Origin of the sequence: Paenibacillus sp. MABNR03, assembly GCF_050455445.1 — a bacterium.
Lineage (GTDB): Bacteria > Bacillota > Bacilli > Paenibacillales > Paenibacillaceae > Paenibacillus > Paenibacillus xylanilyticus.
The window spans coordinates 644165-661781 of the sequence record NZ_JBCIYR010000004.1; the positions used below are offsets into that span (position 1 = coordinate 644165).

Annotated in this window: 12 protein-coding genes; 10 read left to right on the forward strand and 2 right to left on the reverse strand. The window is 49.5% G+C overall.

Features of this window, described 5'->3' with window-relative positions:
- The first annotated feature begins 55 nt into the window (after window positions 1–55).
- The 3 genes from secA to AAIH57_RS22565 all read left to right on the forward strand — a co-directional run bounded on the left by secA (window position 56) and on the right by AAIH57_RS22565 (window position 5153).
- Window positions 56–2560, forward strand: coding sequence for a preprotein translocase subunit SecA (gene secA / locus AAIH57_RS22555; protein WP_430023058.1), 2505 nt, complete (start codon window positions 56–58; stop codon window positions 2558–2560).
- A gap of 447 nt (window positions 2561–3007) precedes the next feature.
- Window positions 3008–4121 (forward strand): peptide chain release factor 2 gene (prfB, locus tag AAIH57_RS22560; RefSeq protein ID WP_337033151.1). Its coding sequence is split into 2 segments (ribosomal slippage): window positions 3008–3079 and window positions 3081–4121, totalling 1113 coding nucleotides; the frame shifts between segments, so codons are not numbered across the junction.
- Between the two features lie 126 nt (window positions 4122–4247).
- Entirely contained in the window at window positions 4248–5153 is a 906-nt protein-coding gene (locus tag AAIH57_RS22565; protein ID WP_175394704.1) for a YitT family protein, read from the forward strand.
- 119 nt (window positions 5154–5272) lie between these two features.
- On the opposite strand, the gene cls is transcribed toward AAIH57_RS22565, so the two are convergent.
- Complete coding sequence (cls, locus tag AAIH57_RS22570) at window positions 5273–6721, reverse strand: cardiolipin synthase (protein ID WP_430023059.1); 1449 nt, start codon at window positions 6719–6721, stop codon at window positions 5273–5275.
- Window positions 6722–7053: 332 nt separating this feature from the next.
- Between cls and argC the strand changes: the two genes are divergently transcribed.
- The 7 genes from argC (at window position 7054) to argH (ending at window position 16482) form a co-directional block, all read left to right on the forward strand.
- Window positions 7054–8103, forward strand: coding sequence for an N-acetyl-gamma-glutamyl-phosphate reductase (gene argC / locus AAIH57_RS22575; RefSeq protein ID WP_430023060.1), 1050 nt, complete (start codon window positions 7054–7056; stop codon window positions 8101–8103).
- A gap of 117 nt (window positions 8104–8220) precedes the next feature.
- Window positions 8221–9459, forward strand: a complete 1239-nt coding sequence (gene argJ, locus AAIH57_RS22580; RefSeq protein WP_430023061.1) for a bifunctional glutamate N-acetyltransferase/amino-acid acetyltransferase ArgJ — start codon at window positions 8221–8223, stop codon at window positions 9457–9459.
- 230 nt (window positions 9460–9689) lie between these two features.
- Window positions 9690–10529, forward strand: coding sequence for an acetylglutamate kinase (argB, locus tag AAIH57_RS22585; protein WP_175394708.1), 840 nt, complete (start codon window positions 9690–9692; stop codon window positions 10527–10529).
- 279 nt (window positions 10530–10808) lie between these two features.
- The gene (locus AAIH57_RS22590; protein WP_430023062.1) at window positions 10809–12065 is read left to right on the forward strand and encodes an aspartate aminotransferase family protein; all 1257 of its coding nucleotides are present in this window, start codon (window positions 10809–10811) and stop codon (window positions 12063–12065) included.
- Between the two features lie 187 nt (window positions 12066–12252).
- Complete coding sequence (gene argF / locus AAIH57_RS22595) at window positions 12253–13218, forward strand: ornithine carbamoyltransferase (RefSeq protein WP_430023063.1); 966 nt, start codon at window positions 12253–12255, stop codon at window positions 13216–13218.
- 516 nt (window positions 13219–13734) lie between these two features.
- Window positions 13735–14970: an argininosuccinate synthase gene (locus AAIH57_RS22600; RefSeq protein WP_430023064.1), complete on the forward strand. Its 1236-nt coding sequence runs from the start codon at window positions 13735–13737 to the stop codon at window positions 14968–14970.
- 108 nt (window positions 14971–15078) lie between these two features.
- A complete protein-coding gene (gene argH, locus AAIH57_RS22605; RefSeq protein ID WP_175394751.1) occupies window positions 15079–16482 on the forward strand; it encodes an argininosuccinate lyase in 1404 nt (467 codons plus the stop codon).
- Window positions 16483–16644: 162 nt separating this feature from the next.
- Here the strand turns inward: argH and AAIH57_RS22610 are convergent, their stop codons facing one another.
- Window positions 16645–17424, reverse strand: a complete 780-nt coding sequence (locus AAIH57_RS22610; protein WP_430023065.1) for an alpha/beta hydrolase — start codon at window positions 17422–17424, stop codon at window positions 16645–16647.
- Window positions 17425–17617: the final 193 nt, after the last annotated feature.

Sequence of the window (17617 nt, forward strand, 5' to 3'; positions counted from 1 at the left end):
GTGTCGCATGGCGGCAGCAGGGGGTCTATTCTGTTTTGCACGAAAGGGGTATACCATGCTAGGACTTGTCAAAAAGATCTTCGGCGACATGAACGAACGTGATGTTAAACGTCTGATGAAGACGGTCGATGTGATCAATAAACTGGAACCACAATTTCAGGCTTTGTCTGATGAGCAACTGAAAGCCAAAACCGAGGAATTCCGTGCCCGTATCGAAAATGGGGAAACGACGGACGAGCTTCTGCCAGAAGCATTCGCAACGGTACGTGAAGCATCCCGCCGTGTTCTGGGCAAACGTCATTATGACGTACAGATGCTTGGTGGTATTGCTTTGCATGAGGGTCGCATCTCCGAGATGAAAACAGGTGAAGGTAAAACCCTGGTGGGAACCCTCCCGGTCTACCTGAATGCGTTGATGTCCAAAGGGGTACACGTCGTTACGGTCAATGACTATTTGGCACAGCGTGACAGCCAGGAAATGGGACAAATTTACGAATTCCTGGGCATGACGGTTGGGGTTAACCTAAGCGGTATGGACCATGCGCTGAAACAGCATGCATATGCTTGCGATATTACGTACGGAACGAATAATGAATTCGGATTTGACTATCTGCGTGACAACATGGTGCTGTACAAAGAGCAAATGGTACAACGTCCATTGTTCTTCTGTATCATTGACGAAGTGGATTCCATCCTGGTCGATGAGGCGCGTACGCCTTTGATCATTTCGGGACAAGCACAGAAGTCGACGGATATGTATTATGCAGCAGACCGTTTCGTGAAACGTCTGACACCGGAAGAAGATTTTACAGTAGATATCAAAGTGAAATCCGTTGCCTTGACTGAAGGCGGTGTGGCTAAGGCAGAAAAAGCATTTGGCATTGAAAACCTGTATGATCACGCCAATGTTACCCTTAACCATCACATCGTACAGGCGCTAAAAGCAAACGTAATTATGCGTCGTGACGTCGACTACGTAGTCAGCGAAGAAGAAGTCATGATCGTCGATGAATTTACGGGCCGTCTGATGGCTGGACGTCGTTACAGCGATGGTTTGCACCAGGCGATTGAAGCGAAGGAAGGCATCGAGGTACAGAACGAGAGCATGACGCTGGCTACGATTACATTCCAGAACTATTTCCGGATGTACCGCAAGCTTGCGGGAATGACAGGTACAGCGAAAACCGAGGAAGAAGAGTTTAAGAAAATCTACGGTCTTGAAGTATTGCAAATTCCAACCAACCGTCCGAACAAACGGGATGATATGGCGGATGTTGTATATAAGAGTATTGATGGCAAGTTTAAAGCAGTAGTTGAGGAGATCGTGGAGCGTCACAGCAAAAACCAACCGGTTCTGGTGGGTACGGTGTCGATCGAGAACTCCGAGCGTCTTTCCGACATGCTGAAACGCCGTGGTGTCAAACACCAGGTGCTGAATGCCAAGTACCATGCGGAAGAAGCAGAAATTATCTCAGGTGCCGGTCAAGCAGGTGCGGTAACGATCGCAACCAACATGGCTGGACGGGGTACGGATATTATCTTGGGTGAAGGCGTAGCCGAAGTGGGCGGTCTTCATATCATTGGTACAGAGCGTCACGAATCACGCCGGATTGATAACCAGCTGCGTGGACGTGCAGGACGTCAGGGTGACCCGGGTTCAACACAGTTCTATCTGTCACTTGGTGATGAGCTGATGAGACGTTTCGGTGCAGACAATGTACTGAACATGATGGAGCGTCTTGGCTTTGAAGAGGACCAACCGATTGAGAGCCGGATGATTACCCGTGCAGTTGAGTCGGCGCAGAAGCGTGTTGAAGGAAATAACTTTGACGTACGTAAAGTCGTTCTTCAATATGACGATGTCATGAACCAACAACGTGAAATTATTTATAAACAGCGCCGCGAGGTGCTTGAATCCGAAAATATCAAACAGATCGTTATGGATATGATCAAACCTTCCATTGAACGCATTGTAGAAGCACACTGCAGTGATGATATTCCAGAGAACTGGGAACTGCAGGAAGTGGCAGATTACATGAACAGCAAATTGCTGGATGACGGTGCGATCACCAAAGATGAGCTGTGGGGCAAGGAAGCCGAAGAAATCATCGAATACCTGTTTGATAAAGTGCAGAAAAAGTACAATGCACGTGAAGAGCGTATCGGTGAAGAGATGGTTCGTGAGTTTGAGAAAGTTGTTGTGCTTCGTGCAGTCGACAGCAAATGGATGGACCACATTGATGCGATGGATCAACTGCGTCAAGGTATCCACCTTCGTGCATACGGCGGTACAGATCCACTGCGTGAGTACCAATTTGAAGGCTTCGAAATGTTCCATCAGATGATTGCTTCGATCCAGGAAGAAGTGGCAACTTATGTGATGAGAGCCCAAATCGAGAGCAATCAGGAGCGTCAGGCCGTAGTGGAAGAGAGTCAAATCTCAACGAGTGGTGAACCTGCTGAGAAGCGTCCGGTAAAAGTGTCCGACCAAATCGGCCGCAATGACCCTTGTCCATGTGGCAGCGGCAAAAAGTTTAAACACTGCCACGGCCAAGAATAGTTAAACGATATTCTCTTACACCATATCGGAGATTGCAGAAGCAATCTGGAGAAGCGAAGCGTTCGCCTAAAAGCTTTCTGAAAGAAAGCTGCATCGGAAGCATATGCTATCACCGGATTTATCCCTTATATAAAAGGGAATCAAATAAATCTGGGGATAACAGCGATCGGAAAATGCTACTGCAATCGGAGGGTTATGGTGTAACAGTTGCTAGGTTAACTCATATAGAATACATGAACGGCTCCTTGCAGCCGGGCATTTCAAATGATCAACTGAAGGATGCATAACTGGCGATTGGTGCATAGTTATACTATGTGACCATGATCAAGGTGAAGAGAACTGCTGTTGTAACAGTAATCTCAGGCGCCGAGGTTAAGCATCTGACACTCGATCTGGCGAAGTGCCCGGTTTGCGGGGAGCTTATCTTAATGAAAAGAGGAATTGCACATGATTGATCCAAGCGTGAAGCAGGACCTGCGTGAAATAGGCAAGAAACTAACAAACCTTAGGGGGTCTCTTTGACTTAGATCTCAAGCAGGAAATGATTGAGAACTTTGAAGAGAAGATGTCCGCTCCGGATTTCTGGGACGATAATGAGAAAGCACAATCGGTCATTGCCGAGATGAACGCGGTTAAGGGATCTGTTGATCAATACGCGAAGCTGCAGCAAGATTATGACGATGCCCTGATGATGGTTGAACTGGCTGATGAAGAAGGCGACGAAGATCTGGCAGCCGAGGTTGGCAGCAGCGTCACAGCGATTGTAAGCAAGCTTGAGGAATTTGAACTTCAGCTCCTTCTAAACCAGCCGTACGATAAAATGAACGCCATTCTCGAGCTTCACCCGGGTGCAGGCGGTACCGAGTCACAGGACTGGGGACAGATGCTTCTGCGGATGTACACCCGCTGGGCCGAGAAGCGAGGCTTCAAGGTGGAGGTTCTGGATTATCTGCCTGGTGATGAAGCAGGGATCAAGAGTGTCACGCTATCCATCAAGGGACATAATGCTTACGGTTACCTGAAAGCGGAGAAGGGTGTTCATCGATTGGTGCGGATCTCTCCTTTTGACTCTTCGGGCCGTAGACATACGTCCTTCGTATCCTGTGATGTTGTTCCAGAGATCGATGACACGGTTGAAGTAGACATTCGGACAGAGGATCTCAAGATTGACACGTATCGTGCGAGTGGTGCGGGTGGACAGCATATCAATACCACCGACTCTGCGGTGCGGATTACACACATCCCAACAGGGGTCGTGGTAACGTGTCAGAATGAACGTTCACAGATCAAGAACCGTGAGCGTGCGATGACGATGCTACGTTCCAAATTATATGAGCGTAAAATTGAAGAGCAAAAACAACAGCTGGATGAAATCCGAGGCGATCAGTCGGATATTTCATGGGGAAGCCAGATTCGCTCCTATGTATTCCATCCCTATAGTATGGTAAAGGATCACCGTACGAGCGTAGAGACAGGAAATACAGGTGCAGTGATGGACGGCGACCTCGATGCATTCATCGACGGTTATTTGCGCAGCCAGATTAAAGTAGAGACCGAGTAATCAAAGTTCCTGTATGGACCGGATACGTGTAGGCGTATGCTGGTGTATACAGGGGCTTTTTTTTGAGCCCAAATAGGGTAGAGAAATCAGCAACTTATCAGTCACATAAAAGGAGAGCACGACGACATGCAGCAGCAACAGCATTTAATTCCTAACCGCAAAAAGAGGGTAACCTCCCTCATCCCCCTGAACGGGCCTTGGAGAAACGTAGTGGATACCGTCTCCATTATTCTGGGTTCGTTTCTGATCGCGGTCGCCTTTAACTTATTTTTATTACCTAATCAGATTGCTTCAGGCGGGGTATCCGGGCTGTCTATTCTTGGAAAAGAGTGGCTGGGGCTAGAACCCGCATATACGCAGTGGGCCATTAACATTCCGCTTCTTATCGCAGGCTTTCTACTCATCGGTAAACAGTATGGCATCCGTTCAGTGCTAGGCAGTATTGTGCTGCCCCTGTTTGTTTATCTGACGAAAGACTGGGCTATTCCAACGACGAATCCATTGCTCGGATCCCTGTATGGAGGTATAGGCGTGGGTCTGGGGATTGGGATTGTATACCGGGGAAGAGGTTCAACCGGGGGGATGAGTATTCTCGCCAGAATCGTACAGAAATACAGTGGACTGAGCTACTCGCTTTGCGTCGTGATTATGGATGCTACCGTTATTATTATGGCTGCTTTTGTATTGTCATTGGAACAGTCACTTTATGCACTGATTGGATTGTACGTTACCGGGAAAGTGATCGATGCCGTAGAGATGGGACTTGGCTACTCCAAGGTTGCATACATTATCTCCAACAAGACGGAGCCGATCACCAAAGTCATTCTTGCGGATCTGGATCGTGGATTAACGAAGCTGGAGGCAAAGGGTGGCTACACGGACGACCAGCGTACCGTATTGATGGTGGTTGTTGGGCAAAATGAAGTGCCCAGACTGAAAGCACTGATCCGGTCCGTGGACCCGGGTGCTTTTGTCATTATCAGTAATGCGCACGAAGTGCTCGGCGAAGGTTTTAAACGAGAAGAGGTCTAATCACGTTTTTCCTAAGGGCCATCTATAATTAAAAAAGCAGGGATATCTATTCCAGCCAAATCTGGCGGAGGATGTCCCTGCTTTTTCTTTTGAAGTTGCAACTATTTGGAGTTTCCCTATTACAAAATCGGAGACAGCAAGCGGGAGATCGCTTCTTTGAAACGAATCTTCAGGCTGCGCTTGTTGTATTCCTCCTGCGTCATCTCTCGGGAAACCTTAAGGTCATGCTCGAACGTATTGACCAATGCCGTGGCAATTTCCTCATCATACATAAAGGCATTCACCTCAAAATTCAGGCGGAAGCTGCGGTAATCAATATTGGCAGTACCCACCGATGCAACCATGCTGTCAATGATAAGCGTTTTGGCATGAATAAAGCCATTATCGTATATAAATACTTTCGCGCCGACTTTTAACAACTCACCAATGTAAGACAGCGTAGCCCAGTATACGAAGGCGTGATCCGGTTTATTTGGAATCATGATACGCACATCTATACCTGACAGGCACGCGAGACGTATGGCTTCGAATACACTAGCATCCGGGATAAAGTAAGGCGTCTGAATCATGATGGAATGTTTGGCTCCATTAATCATCTTCAGATAACTGTTCTTGATGTGTTCCGTCTCTGCATCCGGTCCGCTGGAGACAATCTGCATCGCCGTCGTACCTGTACCCTCAATATGCGGGAAATGCTCAGGGACATAAGGGGTATCATGCTGCTTGGAAGCTTCATTCCAGTCCAGCAGAAAACGGGTTTGGAGAGCATGAACCGCATTTCCCTGAATACGCAGATGGGTATCGCGCCAATAACCGAACTTGGAATTCAAACCGAGATACTCATCACCCACGTTAAAGCCGCCAGTATAACCCAGATTACCATCAATGATGACGATCTTACGGTGGTTGCGGTAGTTCATGCGCAGGTTAATCAGACTGAATTTGGATGGGAAAAAGATTTCAACCAAACCGCCTGCTTCGCGCAATTCTTTGAAAAAGCGTTTCGATACCCGCCGCGATCCAAGCGCGTCGTAGAGCAGACGAACTTTGATGCCTTCCCGCGCTTTGCGGATCAGGGCGTCCCGAATTTTTTTACCCAGTCGGTCGCCTCGGTAAATGTAGTATTGCACGTGAACATGATCCTGTGCTGCTTCGATATCATCAAGTAACCGCTGGAATTTGTCCGTTCCATCCGTGATGATCTCTACCGCATTATCTTCCGTCAGGAGAGCGCCGTTCTGCTTCAGGTTCATGTAGATCATGTCCTGACTGCTTTCGGTCGCTTGGTTGCGGAATGGTGTTCGATTGTCATGCAGCTGTTCCAACTGGGCCGCTATGCGTTCTTCCAAACCGAGTTTCTTTCTCTCTTTCCATTGGAACAGCCGGTAGCGGGTTAGATTCTGACCTGTTAGTAGATAAAGTACGAACCCAAGCACAGGAATAAAGTTCAAGACGAGCAGCCAAGCCCAGGATGCGCTGGCATCCTTGCGTTCGAAGAACACGACTGCCGCAGCGAAGATGATATTCAGGCCCAGGAGTACCATAAGTAAAATGGATTCGATATGCACTGTAGTCCCCCATGTCTCATAATGACCATCGTGAACCCATTCATAAACCCTTCCTCGTGTAGAATTGTTATGAATAAGACCTTGGTATGTAATGTTTCCTATAAAACGTATTTTAGCAGAAGTATTCGGGTTCGTCCGCAGATATTGGAAAAGATATGTTCGGAATTGCCAAGAATCCATGTGAAATTGATGGTAGAGTGTTGTATTTATATAACTAGAGTCGTATAATAATACACAAATATGCATAGAAGCGACGGAATTACCGTGTGAAGGCCGTTTGAAGGCATGAGCATCGTATAAGCAGCGCATACAACAGGATTGGGGGAGCGAGAGTGAGTAACAAATTAAAAGTGGCAATTGTCGGTTCCACCGGCTATGGCGGGGTGGAGCTGATTCGTTTTTTTCAGAACCATCCGCAGGTTGAAATCACTTCGGTGATCTCTTCATCCAGCAGCGGCGAGTCCATCGCAGATGGATTCCCGCATTTGACGGATGTGATTCACAGGCCACTGGATGGCGTAGTTCCAGCGGAGATTGCAGAGCGTGCAGATTTGGTATTCACAGCTACCCCATCCGGAGTAAGCGCCAAGCTTGTTCCCAGCCTGCTCGAAGCAGGACTTAAGGTGATTGACCTGTCTGGTGACTTCAGACTGAAGGATGGAACGGTGTATGAAGAGTGGTATAAACACCCGGCTCCACCGAGTGAGCTGCTGGAACAAGCGGTGTATGGCATGGCTGAGGTATACGGAGATGAAGTGAAGGGCAAAAACTTTATTTCCAATCCAGGCTGTTACCCGACAGCTACGCTTCTCGGACTTGTTCCTGCGGTAGAAGCGGGATGGATTGATCCATCCACCATTATTATTGATGCCAAATCTGGCGTATCGGGTGCAGGTCGGGGAACCAGTCTGACGAATCATTATGCAGAGATGAACGAGAACTTCAAAGCCTATAAACTCAACAAACATCAGCATATACCTGAGATTGAGCAAGTACTCGGCAATATTACCGGCAGTCCGGTAACGGTGACGTTCACTACACACCTTGTGCCAATGACACGTGGGATCATGAGTACGATGTATGCAAGTCTTGTAGGGGATCATAGTGATCGTGACTTGGTGGATCTGTATCGTAAGTATTATGAGAATCGGCCTTTTGTGAGAGTACGTGAACCGGGAATTTGGCCTTCTACCAAAGAAGTGCAAGGATCGAACTATTGTGATATCGGATTTGCGGTTGATCCCAGAACAGGACGTTTAACCATTATTTCAGTCATCGACAACCTGGTGAAGGGTGCTTCCGGGCAAGCGATTCAAAATATGAACCTGATGATGGGATGGGAGGAGAACCTCGGGCTGAACATGACGCCGGTATATCCGTAAGGAATGGCGATCGGAGGAGCGTGCAGACGCGAGTCCGGAACCATTGCGGGGATCATCGGATTCAGGATAAGCAGGCGGTCAATCGGCATGCAGCCGAACGCACACGGGGGATAACATATGGGAACAAATGTGAAGCAACAGGCTTACACCGTAGTGAAAAACGGAACGATTGTAACCCCGCGCGGGTTCGCGGCTGGCGGACTTCATTGTGGGTTGAAAAAAACATCACGCAACGATATCGGAGCAATCCGTTGTGAAGTACCAGCTGCGGCAGCAGCCGTATATACGACGAACGTATTTCAGGCAGCGCCATTGAAAGTCACTCGCGAGAGCTTGAGCAATGGACGCCTTCAGGCAGTCGTCGTAAACAGCGGTAACGCAAATGCCTGTACCGGCCAGCAGGGCGAAAAAGATGCATATGCCATGCGTTCGGCCGCTGCACGTGAACTTGGGGTGGCTGAAGAGGACGTTGCTGTGGCATCGACAGGTGTGATCGGTGAGTTATTGAAAATGGATGCAGTACACTCGGGCATCAGCGCATTACCGGCAAGTTTGGGCCAGGATGCAAATGAAGCGGAGCAATTTTCCCAGGCGATCCTGACGACCGATTTGGTGAAAAAGGAAGCCTGCGTATCTGTCGTTGTAAACGGCAAGACGGTCACTATTGCTGGTGCAGCCAAGGGATCAGGCATGATTCATCCCAATATGGCAACCATGCTCGCATTTATGACGAGTGATGCGGTCATTGGGGCAGAGGCGTTGCAGCGCCTGCTGCGTCAGGCGACCAACCATACATTTAACATGATTACCGTGGATGGAGATACCAGCACGAACGACATGCTCGTGGCGATGTCCAGTGGATTGGCGGGGAATGAAGAACTGACCGTGGAGCATCCGGACTGGGAAGCTTTTGCAGCAGGATTCACCTATGTGTGCGAAGTGCTGGCCAAAGCAATTGCACGTGATGGTGAAGGGGCAACCAAGCTGGTCGAGGTGCACGTTACGGGTGGGGTGAGTGATGAATCGGCGCAGGCGATTGCCAAAACGGTTATCGGCTCCAGCCTGGTAAAATCAGCGATGTTTGGCGCTGACGCGAACTGGGGACGGATCATTGCAGCTGTAGGGCGTGCAGGACAGCCATTGAATCCGGACACCGTTGATATTCGACTGGGAGACATCTCCGTACTTGCGCAGTCCCGTCCGGTGGCATTTGACGAAGAAGCAGCTCTGGCGTATCTGCAGACGGATACTGTTCGCATTGTGGTGGATCTGCACCACGGCGAAGGAACGGCTACAGCCTGGGGCTGTGACCTGACGTATGACTATGTACGAATCAACGCGGCATACCGCACTTAATGAACTATCTTGTTTTATTCAATGTTAAATATTGTAATTTTACATGTAACGGAGAGGGCAGGACCAATCTGTAGAAGCGAAGCGTTCGCGTTTATCCCCGGATTTTACCCTTTAAAAAGGGATCAAAAAATCTGGGGATAACAGCGATCGGAAGATGGTGCTGCAATCGGAGTGGCAAATGTAAAAGGTTTGATTTTATATAGAATAAAAATACGAAAGGAGTGCTCCTCATGAATTCAACATTGCAGAATGAGAGTGCCGGAGTGGAAAAAGGTGCGGAGAAGCAGACGTTTGTAATGAAATGCGGAGGCAGCACGCTTGCGGCATTGCCTGAATCCTTTTTTGCGGATTTGCGTGACCTGCAGTCCCAGGGAACTCAGCCAGTCATCGTGCATGGTGGAGGCCCGGCAATATCGGACAATCTGGCGAAACTGGGCATCGAAACCGAGTTTGTGAATGGATTGCGCAAAACGACGGAACCCGTGCTGGATGTTGTGGAGATGGTACTGGCTGGAAGCATCAACAAACAGATCGTCCGTTTGATCCAAAGTGTTGGTGGACGTGCGCTGGGCTTGTCCGGTGTGGACGGTGGCCTGATCAAGGCCAAGCCTGCAGCTAATCATGCAGAGATCGGCTGGGTTGGCGATGTAACGGGTGTCCAAGCGGAAATTATTCAAGGCATTGTGAATATGGGATATATGCCTGTAATCGCTCCGGTAGGCGTGGATGCTTCCGGACAACGGTATAACATCAACGCAGATACAGCCGCAGGAGCGGTAGCTTCCCATCTCGGCGTGAGTCGGATGATTGTCGTGACCGATGTGCCTGGAATCATGAAAACCGTGAACGGCCAGAAAAAAGTGTTGCCATCCGTCTCCGTTCAGGAGATCGAGGACATGATCCAGACCGGCGAAATCTACGGCGGCATGATCCCAAAAGTACGCGCAGCCATTGCGTGTATTCATGGTAAAGTACGCGAAGTGATCATCGTAGACGGCAGCGAACCACAGATCCTGAGCCGCGTCCTGAATGGCGAAACAATCGGAACCCGAATTATCCGCATGCAATAAAAAGTGGATTCTAATACCAGACAAATTAATATTCTGTACGGAGTTATATATAAGTAGATTTGAGCGTTACACGGAAACGGAGAGTGCAGAACCAATCTGTAGAAGCGCAAGCGTTCGCGTTTATCCCCGGATTTTAACCTTTGAAAAAGGGAGTCAAAAAATCTGGGGATAACAGCGATCGGAAGATGGTACTGCAATCGGAGTGGCCTCGTGTTAAGTAGGATTGCTTATATAGGAGTACCAGTGTACTTACAAAAAGGAACAGGAGCGTGAAAGGTGATGGCAAAAGGCATTGAACAGCCAGGTTCTGGCACAGCAGTAGCGGGGGCAGCAGCAACGGGTGCAGCGGCACAGACGGAGAGCTCTCTTTTCCAAACGTATGCACGATATCCAATCAGTCTGGTCAAGGGTAAAGGCAGCTGGTTGTGGGATGATCAGGGCAACCGTTATCTCGACTTCATGTGCGGACTCGCTGTGACGAGCCTAGGCCATGCACCGGAGAAAGTCGGAGCCAAGCTGAAAGCTCAGATTGATGAGCTGTGGCATGTCTCCAACCTGTTCCAGATTCCGGGTCAGGAGAAAGCAGCCGCTTTGCTGACAGCCAATACGTGCGCTGATGCCGTGTTCTTCTGCAACAGTGGCGCGGAAGCCAATGAGGCAGCCATTAAGGTAGCCCGCCGTTATCACCAGAAGGTGAAGGGGACAGACCGTTATGAAGTGATTACGTTTGCCCAGTCCTTCCATGGACGGACACTTGCTACGCTGACAGCGACAGGGCAGGCTAAGGTAAAAGAAGGATTTTTGCCACTCCCAGCCGGATTCGTGACGGTTCCCTTGCATGATACAGCAGCGCTGGAAGCGGCAATCGGTCCCAATACAGCTGCAATCATGCTGGAAATGGTTCAGGCCGAGGGCGGTGTATATCCGGTCAAACCGGAATTCGTTAAGCATGTACGGAAATTGTGTGACGAGCATGGCCTCTTGTTGATCGTGGACGAAGTACAGACCGGAATGGGACGTACAGGTAAACTGTTTGCCCATGAACACTATGGCATCGAGCCAGACGTTTTCACGGTAGCCAAAGGGATCGGCAGTGGCTTCCCGGTAGGAGCGATGCTGGGTAAAGGTTTCCTGCGGGATGCATTTACGCCAGGCAGCCATGCAACGACATTCGGGGGTACGCCGCTTGCTTCTTCCGTGGTGATTGCCACGATTGAAACGATGCTGGAAGATCGCCTGCCTGAGCGCGCTGCTGAGATGGGTGATTATCTGATGAGCTCCCTGCGGAACCGTTTGGCAGGCAATTCGTTTGTGAAGGAAGTTCGTGGATTGGGACTCCTGGTCGGAATCGAATGTGCAGAACCGGTGGGTGACATCGTACTGGCTGGACAGAAACGTGGCATCTTGTTCGTTAACGCAGGGCCGAATGTTATTCGTCTGCTTCCGAATCTGTATGTGAGCAAGGAAGAGATCGACGAGGCTGTATCCCTGGTGGCGGCGCTGATTGAAGAGCACGTAGCAGCTAAGAAGGCCTAATACGTTCTGACAAATAAAAAACATGCTGCTCTTGGGGCCTTTCATGGCCCCGGGGCGGAACAAGATAATGAATCCCTGCAGCCGCGCGGAGAACCAACGGAAGAATAGCCTGGTGAGCATGCGCTCCCGCTGCTCTCTTCTGCCCGAGCGGGTGCAGGGAACCGGAAATAAGGAGGACTACATTCACATGACAGCACAACAAACGGAGAAAATCCGGAAGGTCGATCTTAGAGGCCGCGATTTTATTGAGTTTACGGACTACACAGCCGAAGAGATCCGCTACTTGCTGGACTTGGCGATTGAGATCAAAGGAAAGCAAAAAAGTGGCGTACCTTACCAGCCGCTGAAGGGCAAAACGATCGGACTGATTTTCGAAAAATCATCCACACGCACGCGTGTATCCTTTGAAGTGGGCATGTTCCAGCTGGGTGGGCACGCGCTCTTCCTAAGCAAGAACGATATCCAGCTTGGACGCGGGGAAACGACTCATGATACGGCCAAAGTATTGTCCCGCTACCTGGATGGCATCATGATCCGTACCTTTGGGCACCATAATGTGACTGAATTGGCGGAGCATGCCGATATCCCGGTGATTAACGGTCTTAGCGATGCTGCTCATCCGTGTCAGGTGCTGGCAGACTTCCAAACGGTATTGGAGCACAAAGGCAAGCTGGCTGGCCTGAAAATGGCTTATGTCGGAGACGGGAACAACATGGCACACTCTCTTATGCTGGGTGCAGCGAAGATGGGCATGCACGTTGCTGTAGCAACGCCAGAAGGCTATGAGCCGGACAGCGCCGTGGTAGAGCAGGCACGCAGCATTGCGAAGGAAAGCGGTTCTGAGGTGACTGTAACGTACAGTGCGCAGGAAGCTGTGAAGGATGCAGATATTGTCTATACCGATGTATGGGCAAGCATGGGCTTTGAAGAGGAACAGAAGATTCGTGAGCAGGCATTTGCTGCTTATCAGGTAGATGAGGAACTGATGAAGGGCGCTAAGCCGGATTACATGTTCCTGCATTGCCTCCCGGCACACCGTGGAGAAGAAGTAAGCGCGGGTGTGATCGATGGACCAAACTCCCTGATCTTTGATCAGGCGGAGAACAGGCTGCATGCACAAAAGGCCTTGATGGCTGCGTTAATGAGCGAATAGCCGCTGTTTGCCTAAATAAGTTGATTTTAGGCGCAGGGTTAGCGATGATAGATTCATCTATTTATAATCTAAAATAAGATAAATTGGAGCATTCGCAAAAACGGAGAGACAGAAAAGACCTGAAGAAGTGAACCGTGCGTATCTATCCTTGGACGTCTTTCGAGTTTATATATGTTGAACCTGAATAAAACACGATAACGGAGAGTGCAGAACCAATCTGAAGAAGCGGAGCTAAAAGCTTTCTGAAAGAAAGCTACTTCGTAAGCATAATCTCGCCTTTATCCCCGGATTTTTCCCCTTTAGAGGGGAATCAAGAAAATCTGGGGATAAGAGCGATCGGAAGATGGTACTGCAATCGGAGTGTTGAAGTGTAACATTCTAAAAGGTTACTTATATAAAAGGGGAACGATGGATACGGGAATAACAGCGATCGGAAGGTTTTCTGGCTCGTAGTTTTAAGTGGATGGATAGCTTGTTTAACTTATTGGCAATTGAAACTGGGGAGGACCAACGAACATGGCTAAGGAAAAAATCGTACTCGCGTATTCCGGCGGGTTGGACACATCTGTAATTTTGAAATGGTTGAAAGAAACTTATGATGCAGACATTATCGCATTTACTGCGGATATCGGACAAAAGGATGAGCTGGACGGCTTGGAAGAAAAAGCACTCGCTACGGGCGCTTCCAAAGTGTACATCGACGATCTGCGCGATGAGTTCGCGAAAGATTTCATCTACCCGATGTTCCAAGCGGGAGCTCTGTATGAAGGACAATACCTGCTCGGTACAAGTATCGCTCGTCCATTGATCGCTAAACGCATGGTTGATATCGCTCGTGCAGAAGGCGCTACTGCGATTGCTCACGGCGCTACGGGTAAAGGAAACGACCAAGTTCGTTTCGAATTGAACGCAGCTGCACTGACACCGGACATTCAAGTGATTGCGCCTTGGCGTTTGGAAGAATTCCGTAACCAGTTCCCGGGACGTGCAGAGATGATTGCATACGCGGAGAAACATGGTATTCCGGTAACTGCATCGGCAGCCAAACCGTACTCGACTGACCGTAACCTGCTGCATATCAGCTATGAGAGCGGCGTGCTCGAAGATCCTTGGTTCGATCCAAGTACGGACGAGAACAAAGACATGTTCCTGCTGAGCAATGCACCGGAAGATGCACCGGATCAAGCGGAATATGTTGAACTGGAATTCGAACAAGGTAACTGCGTAGCACTGAATGGCGAGCGTTTGAGCCCGCTTCAAGTGATGGAGCAGCTGAACGAGCTGGGTGGTAAACACGGCATTGGCCGTGTCGACATGGTCGAGAACCGTTTTGTTGGCATGAAGAGCCGCGGGGTATACGAGACACCAGGTGGAACGATCCTGTTTACGGCACATCGTAAAATGGAGTCCATCACGATGGACCGTGAAGTCATGAACCTGCGTGATAGCCTTATTACGCGTTACAGCACACTCGTTTACAACGGCTTCTGGTTCGCACCGGAACGTCTGGCACTACAAGCGCTGGTGAGCGAAAGCCAGAAAAACGTAACAGGTACCGTACGTGTGAAACTGTACAAAGGCAACATCATTGGCGCAGGCGTGAAAAGCCCTGTCAGCCTTTACAACCCGGACATTGCTACCATGGAAGCTGACCCAACGCAAGCGTATGATCAAGGGGATGCAACTGGCTTTATCCGCCTGAATGCCCTGCGTCTGAAAGTTAATTCCGGCGTTGAACAAAACAAGAAATAATACTTTAAAATAGCGTCATATCATGACCAATATCACTTTACAGGGCAGGCCGTTCTTGCACATCGGGCAGGGGCGGCTTTGTCCATGAGCGAAAGGGGAGAACTCACCGTGAGCAAGCTGTGGGGAGGACGTTTTACGAAACAAACCAATCATCTGGTTGAGGAATATACGGCGTCAATCAACTTTGACAAGGCTTTGGCAGAGGAAGACATTCAGGGCAGTCTCGCCCATGTAACGATGCTGGGCAAATGCGGCATTCTGCCTGCAGAAGATGTGGAGACGATCAAGGAAGGCCTGATTACGGTACTGCACAAAATCCGTGCGGGCGAAGTGGAATTCTCCGTTTCGGATGAAGACATCCACATGAACATCGAGAAGAACCTGATTGAAACGATTGGCCCTGTCGGCGGCAAATTACATACAGGCCGCAGCCGGAATGACCAGGTGGCAACGGACATGCACTTGTACCTGCGTGAGCGTGTGGTTGGCTTTGTAGGCATGCTGCATGCGCTGCAGGAAGCTTTGATCGGACAGGCAAAAGACAACCTTGATACGATTGTACCAGGGTATACCCATCTTCAGCGTGCACAACCCATTCTGTTCGCCCATCACCTGATGGCGTATGTCTCCATGTTCCAACGGGATGCTGAGCGTCTGATGGACAGCTACAAACGCATTAACGTTCTTCCGTTGGGTGCAGGCGCACTCGCGGGCACCACGTTCCCGATTGACCGTCATTTCGTGGCAGAGCAGCTCGGCTTCGACGGCGTATACGAAAACAGTCTGGATGCGGTTAGTGACCGTGACTTCATCGTTGAATTTCTGGCAGCAGCTTCCCTGATCATGACTCACTTGTCCCGTCTGAGTGAAGAGCTGGTGCTGTGGAGCAGTACGGAGTTTGGTTTCGTTGAATTGGACGATGCGTTCTGCACAGGCAGCAGCATTATGCCGCAGAAGAAAAACCCGGACGTTCCTGAGCTGGTTCGTGGTAAAACCGGACGTGTATATGGCAACCTGATCGGTTTGCTGACTGTACTGAAGTCTCTGCCACTGGCCTACAACAAAGACATGCAAGAAGACAAGGAAGGCATGTTCGATACGGTGGCTACGCTGGAAGGTGCATTGCAGTTGTTCGCTCCGATGATCGCGACGATGAAAGTAAACAAGGATCGGATGCGTCAAGCGGTGAACCAGGACTTCTCCAATGCTACGGATATTGCCGATTTCCTTGTAGGCGAAGGTTTGCCTTTCCGTCAGGCGCATGAAGTGATCGGTAAAACGGTGCTGTACTGTATCCAGAACGGCAAGTATTTGCTGGATCTGACGATCGATGAGTTCCGTCAGTTCTCTCCGCTGTTCGATGAGCGCATCTATGACGTGCTGCAGCCGGAAGCGGTTGTGAACGCGCGTAATGTATATGGCGGCACAGCTTCCGGTCAAGTGGCTGAAGCCATCGGACGCAGTGAAAAGGTGCTGGAGATTACGGAGCAGTGGATAACAAACCGTGGCTAATGCCACGGCTACTATATGAGACAATGCGATACAATGCAAAAGCAGACCAGAGAGGACTTCCTCTGTGGTCTGCTTTTTTGCTGTTTCTTCATCAAATTGAAATTGAACTTATCCATTACTCAATTCGAAATAAGTCATAGCTAATTTATAAGGCGTTCATCTTTATTTCCGTTCAGGCAGAGGCAACCAATTCAATACGTTCTGAATCTTCGTATCCCAATAGGCCCAGTCATGGCCACCCGGTTCCTCTTCATACGTCAGCTGGAAATCGGTCTTTGCGCAAGCCTGGCGGAAGGACTGATTATCCTCATAGAGGAAATCTTCCGTCCCGCAACATTGGTAGAGCAGAGGCCGTTGACCTTGACTTTCTTTTAACAAGTGAATCAGATCGTTCTCAGTGCCTGCTACCTGTGGTCCGAAAATTCGCTGCAGCTCGGCCTGCTGCAGCGCTGATGATGCGTTTCTGTCCATATGTGCAGCTATATCGAGCGCCCCCGACAAACTTGCTACTGCGGCATATTGTTCCGGTTTGCGCAGAGCCAATTTGAAAGCCCCATAACCACCCATGGACAAGCCGGCAACATAGTTGTCTTCGCGTTTGGGAGACAGCGGGAAGAAGGAACGCGCCAGCGCAGGCAGCTCTTCACTGATGAATGTCCAGTAACGTCCGCCCTCAGCCATATCCGTATAGAAGCTGCGGTGCACCTGAGGCATGACAACAGCAATTCCGAGGTTGGCTACATATCGTTCAATGGAGGTCCGGCGCAGCCAGATGGAATCATCATCGGATAAACCATGCAGCAAATACAGCGTAGGATGCAGTCCCTTACCCGAGACGTTGTCCATTCCGATCTGAGTATGGGTCTGTTGTGGCAGAATAACATGCATGCTCGTGCTGAGTCCAAGCGCGTCGGAATAAAAATCACATTTAATCAGTGCCATATCTCAAAAGTAACCCCTTTCATAATTCCATTCGCAAAAACGTTCATACCCGGTCTGAAATGAAAGGTTATGAACCTGCAATGGTTCCTTAGTGTCTATCACACAGGTTATACCCAAAACCCGTTCATTGCAATAACAACATCCATTGGAGGAAAACTAAAGGATCCATAATTCAGGTTGCTGCTACACAGGG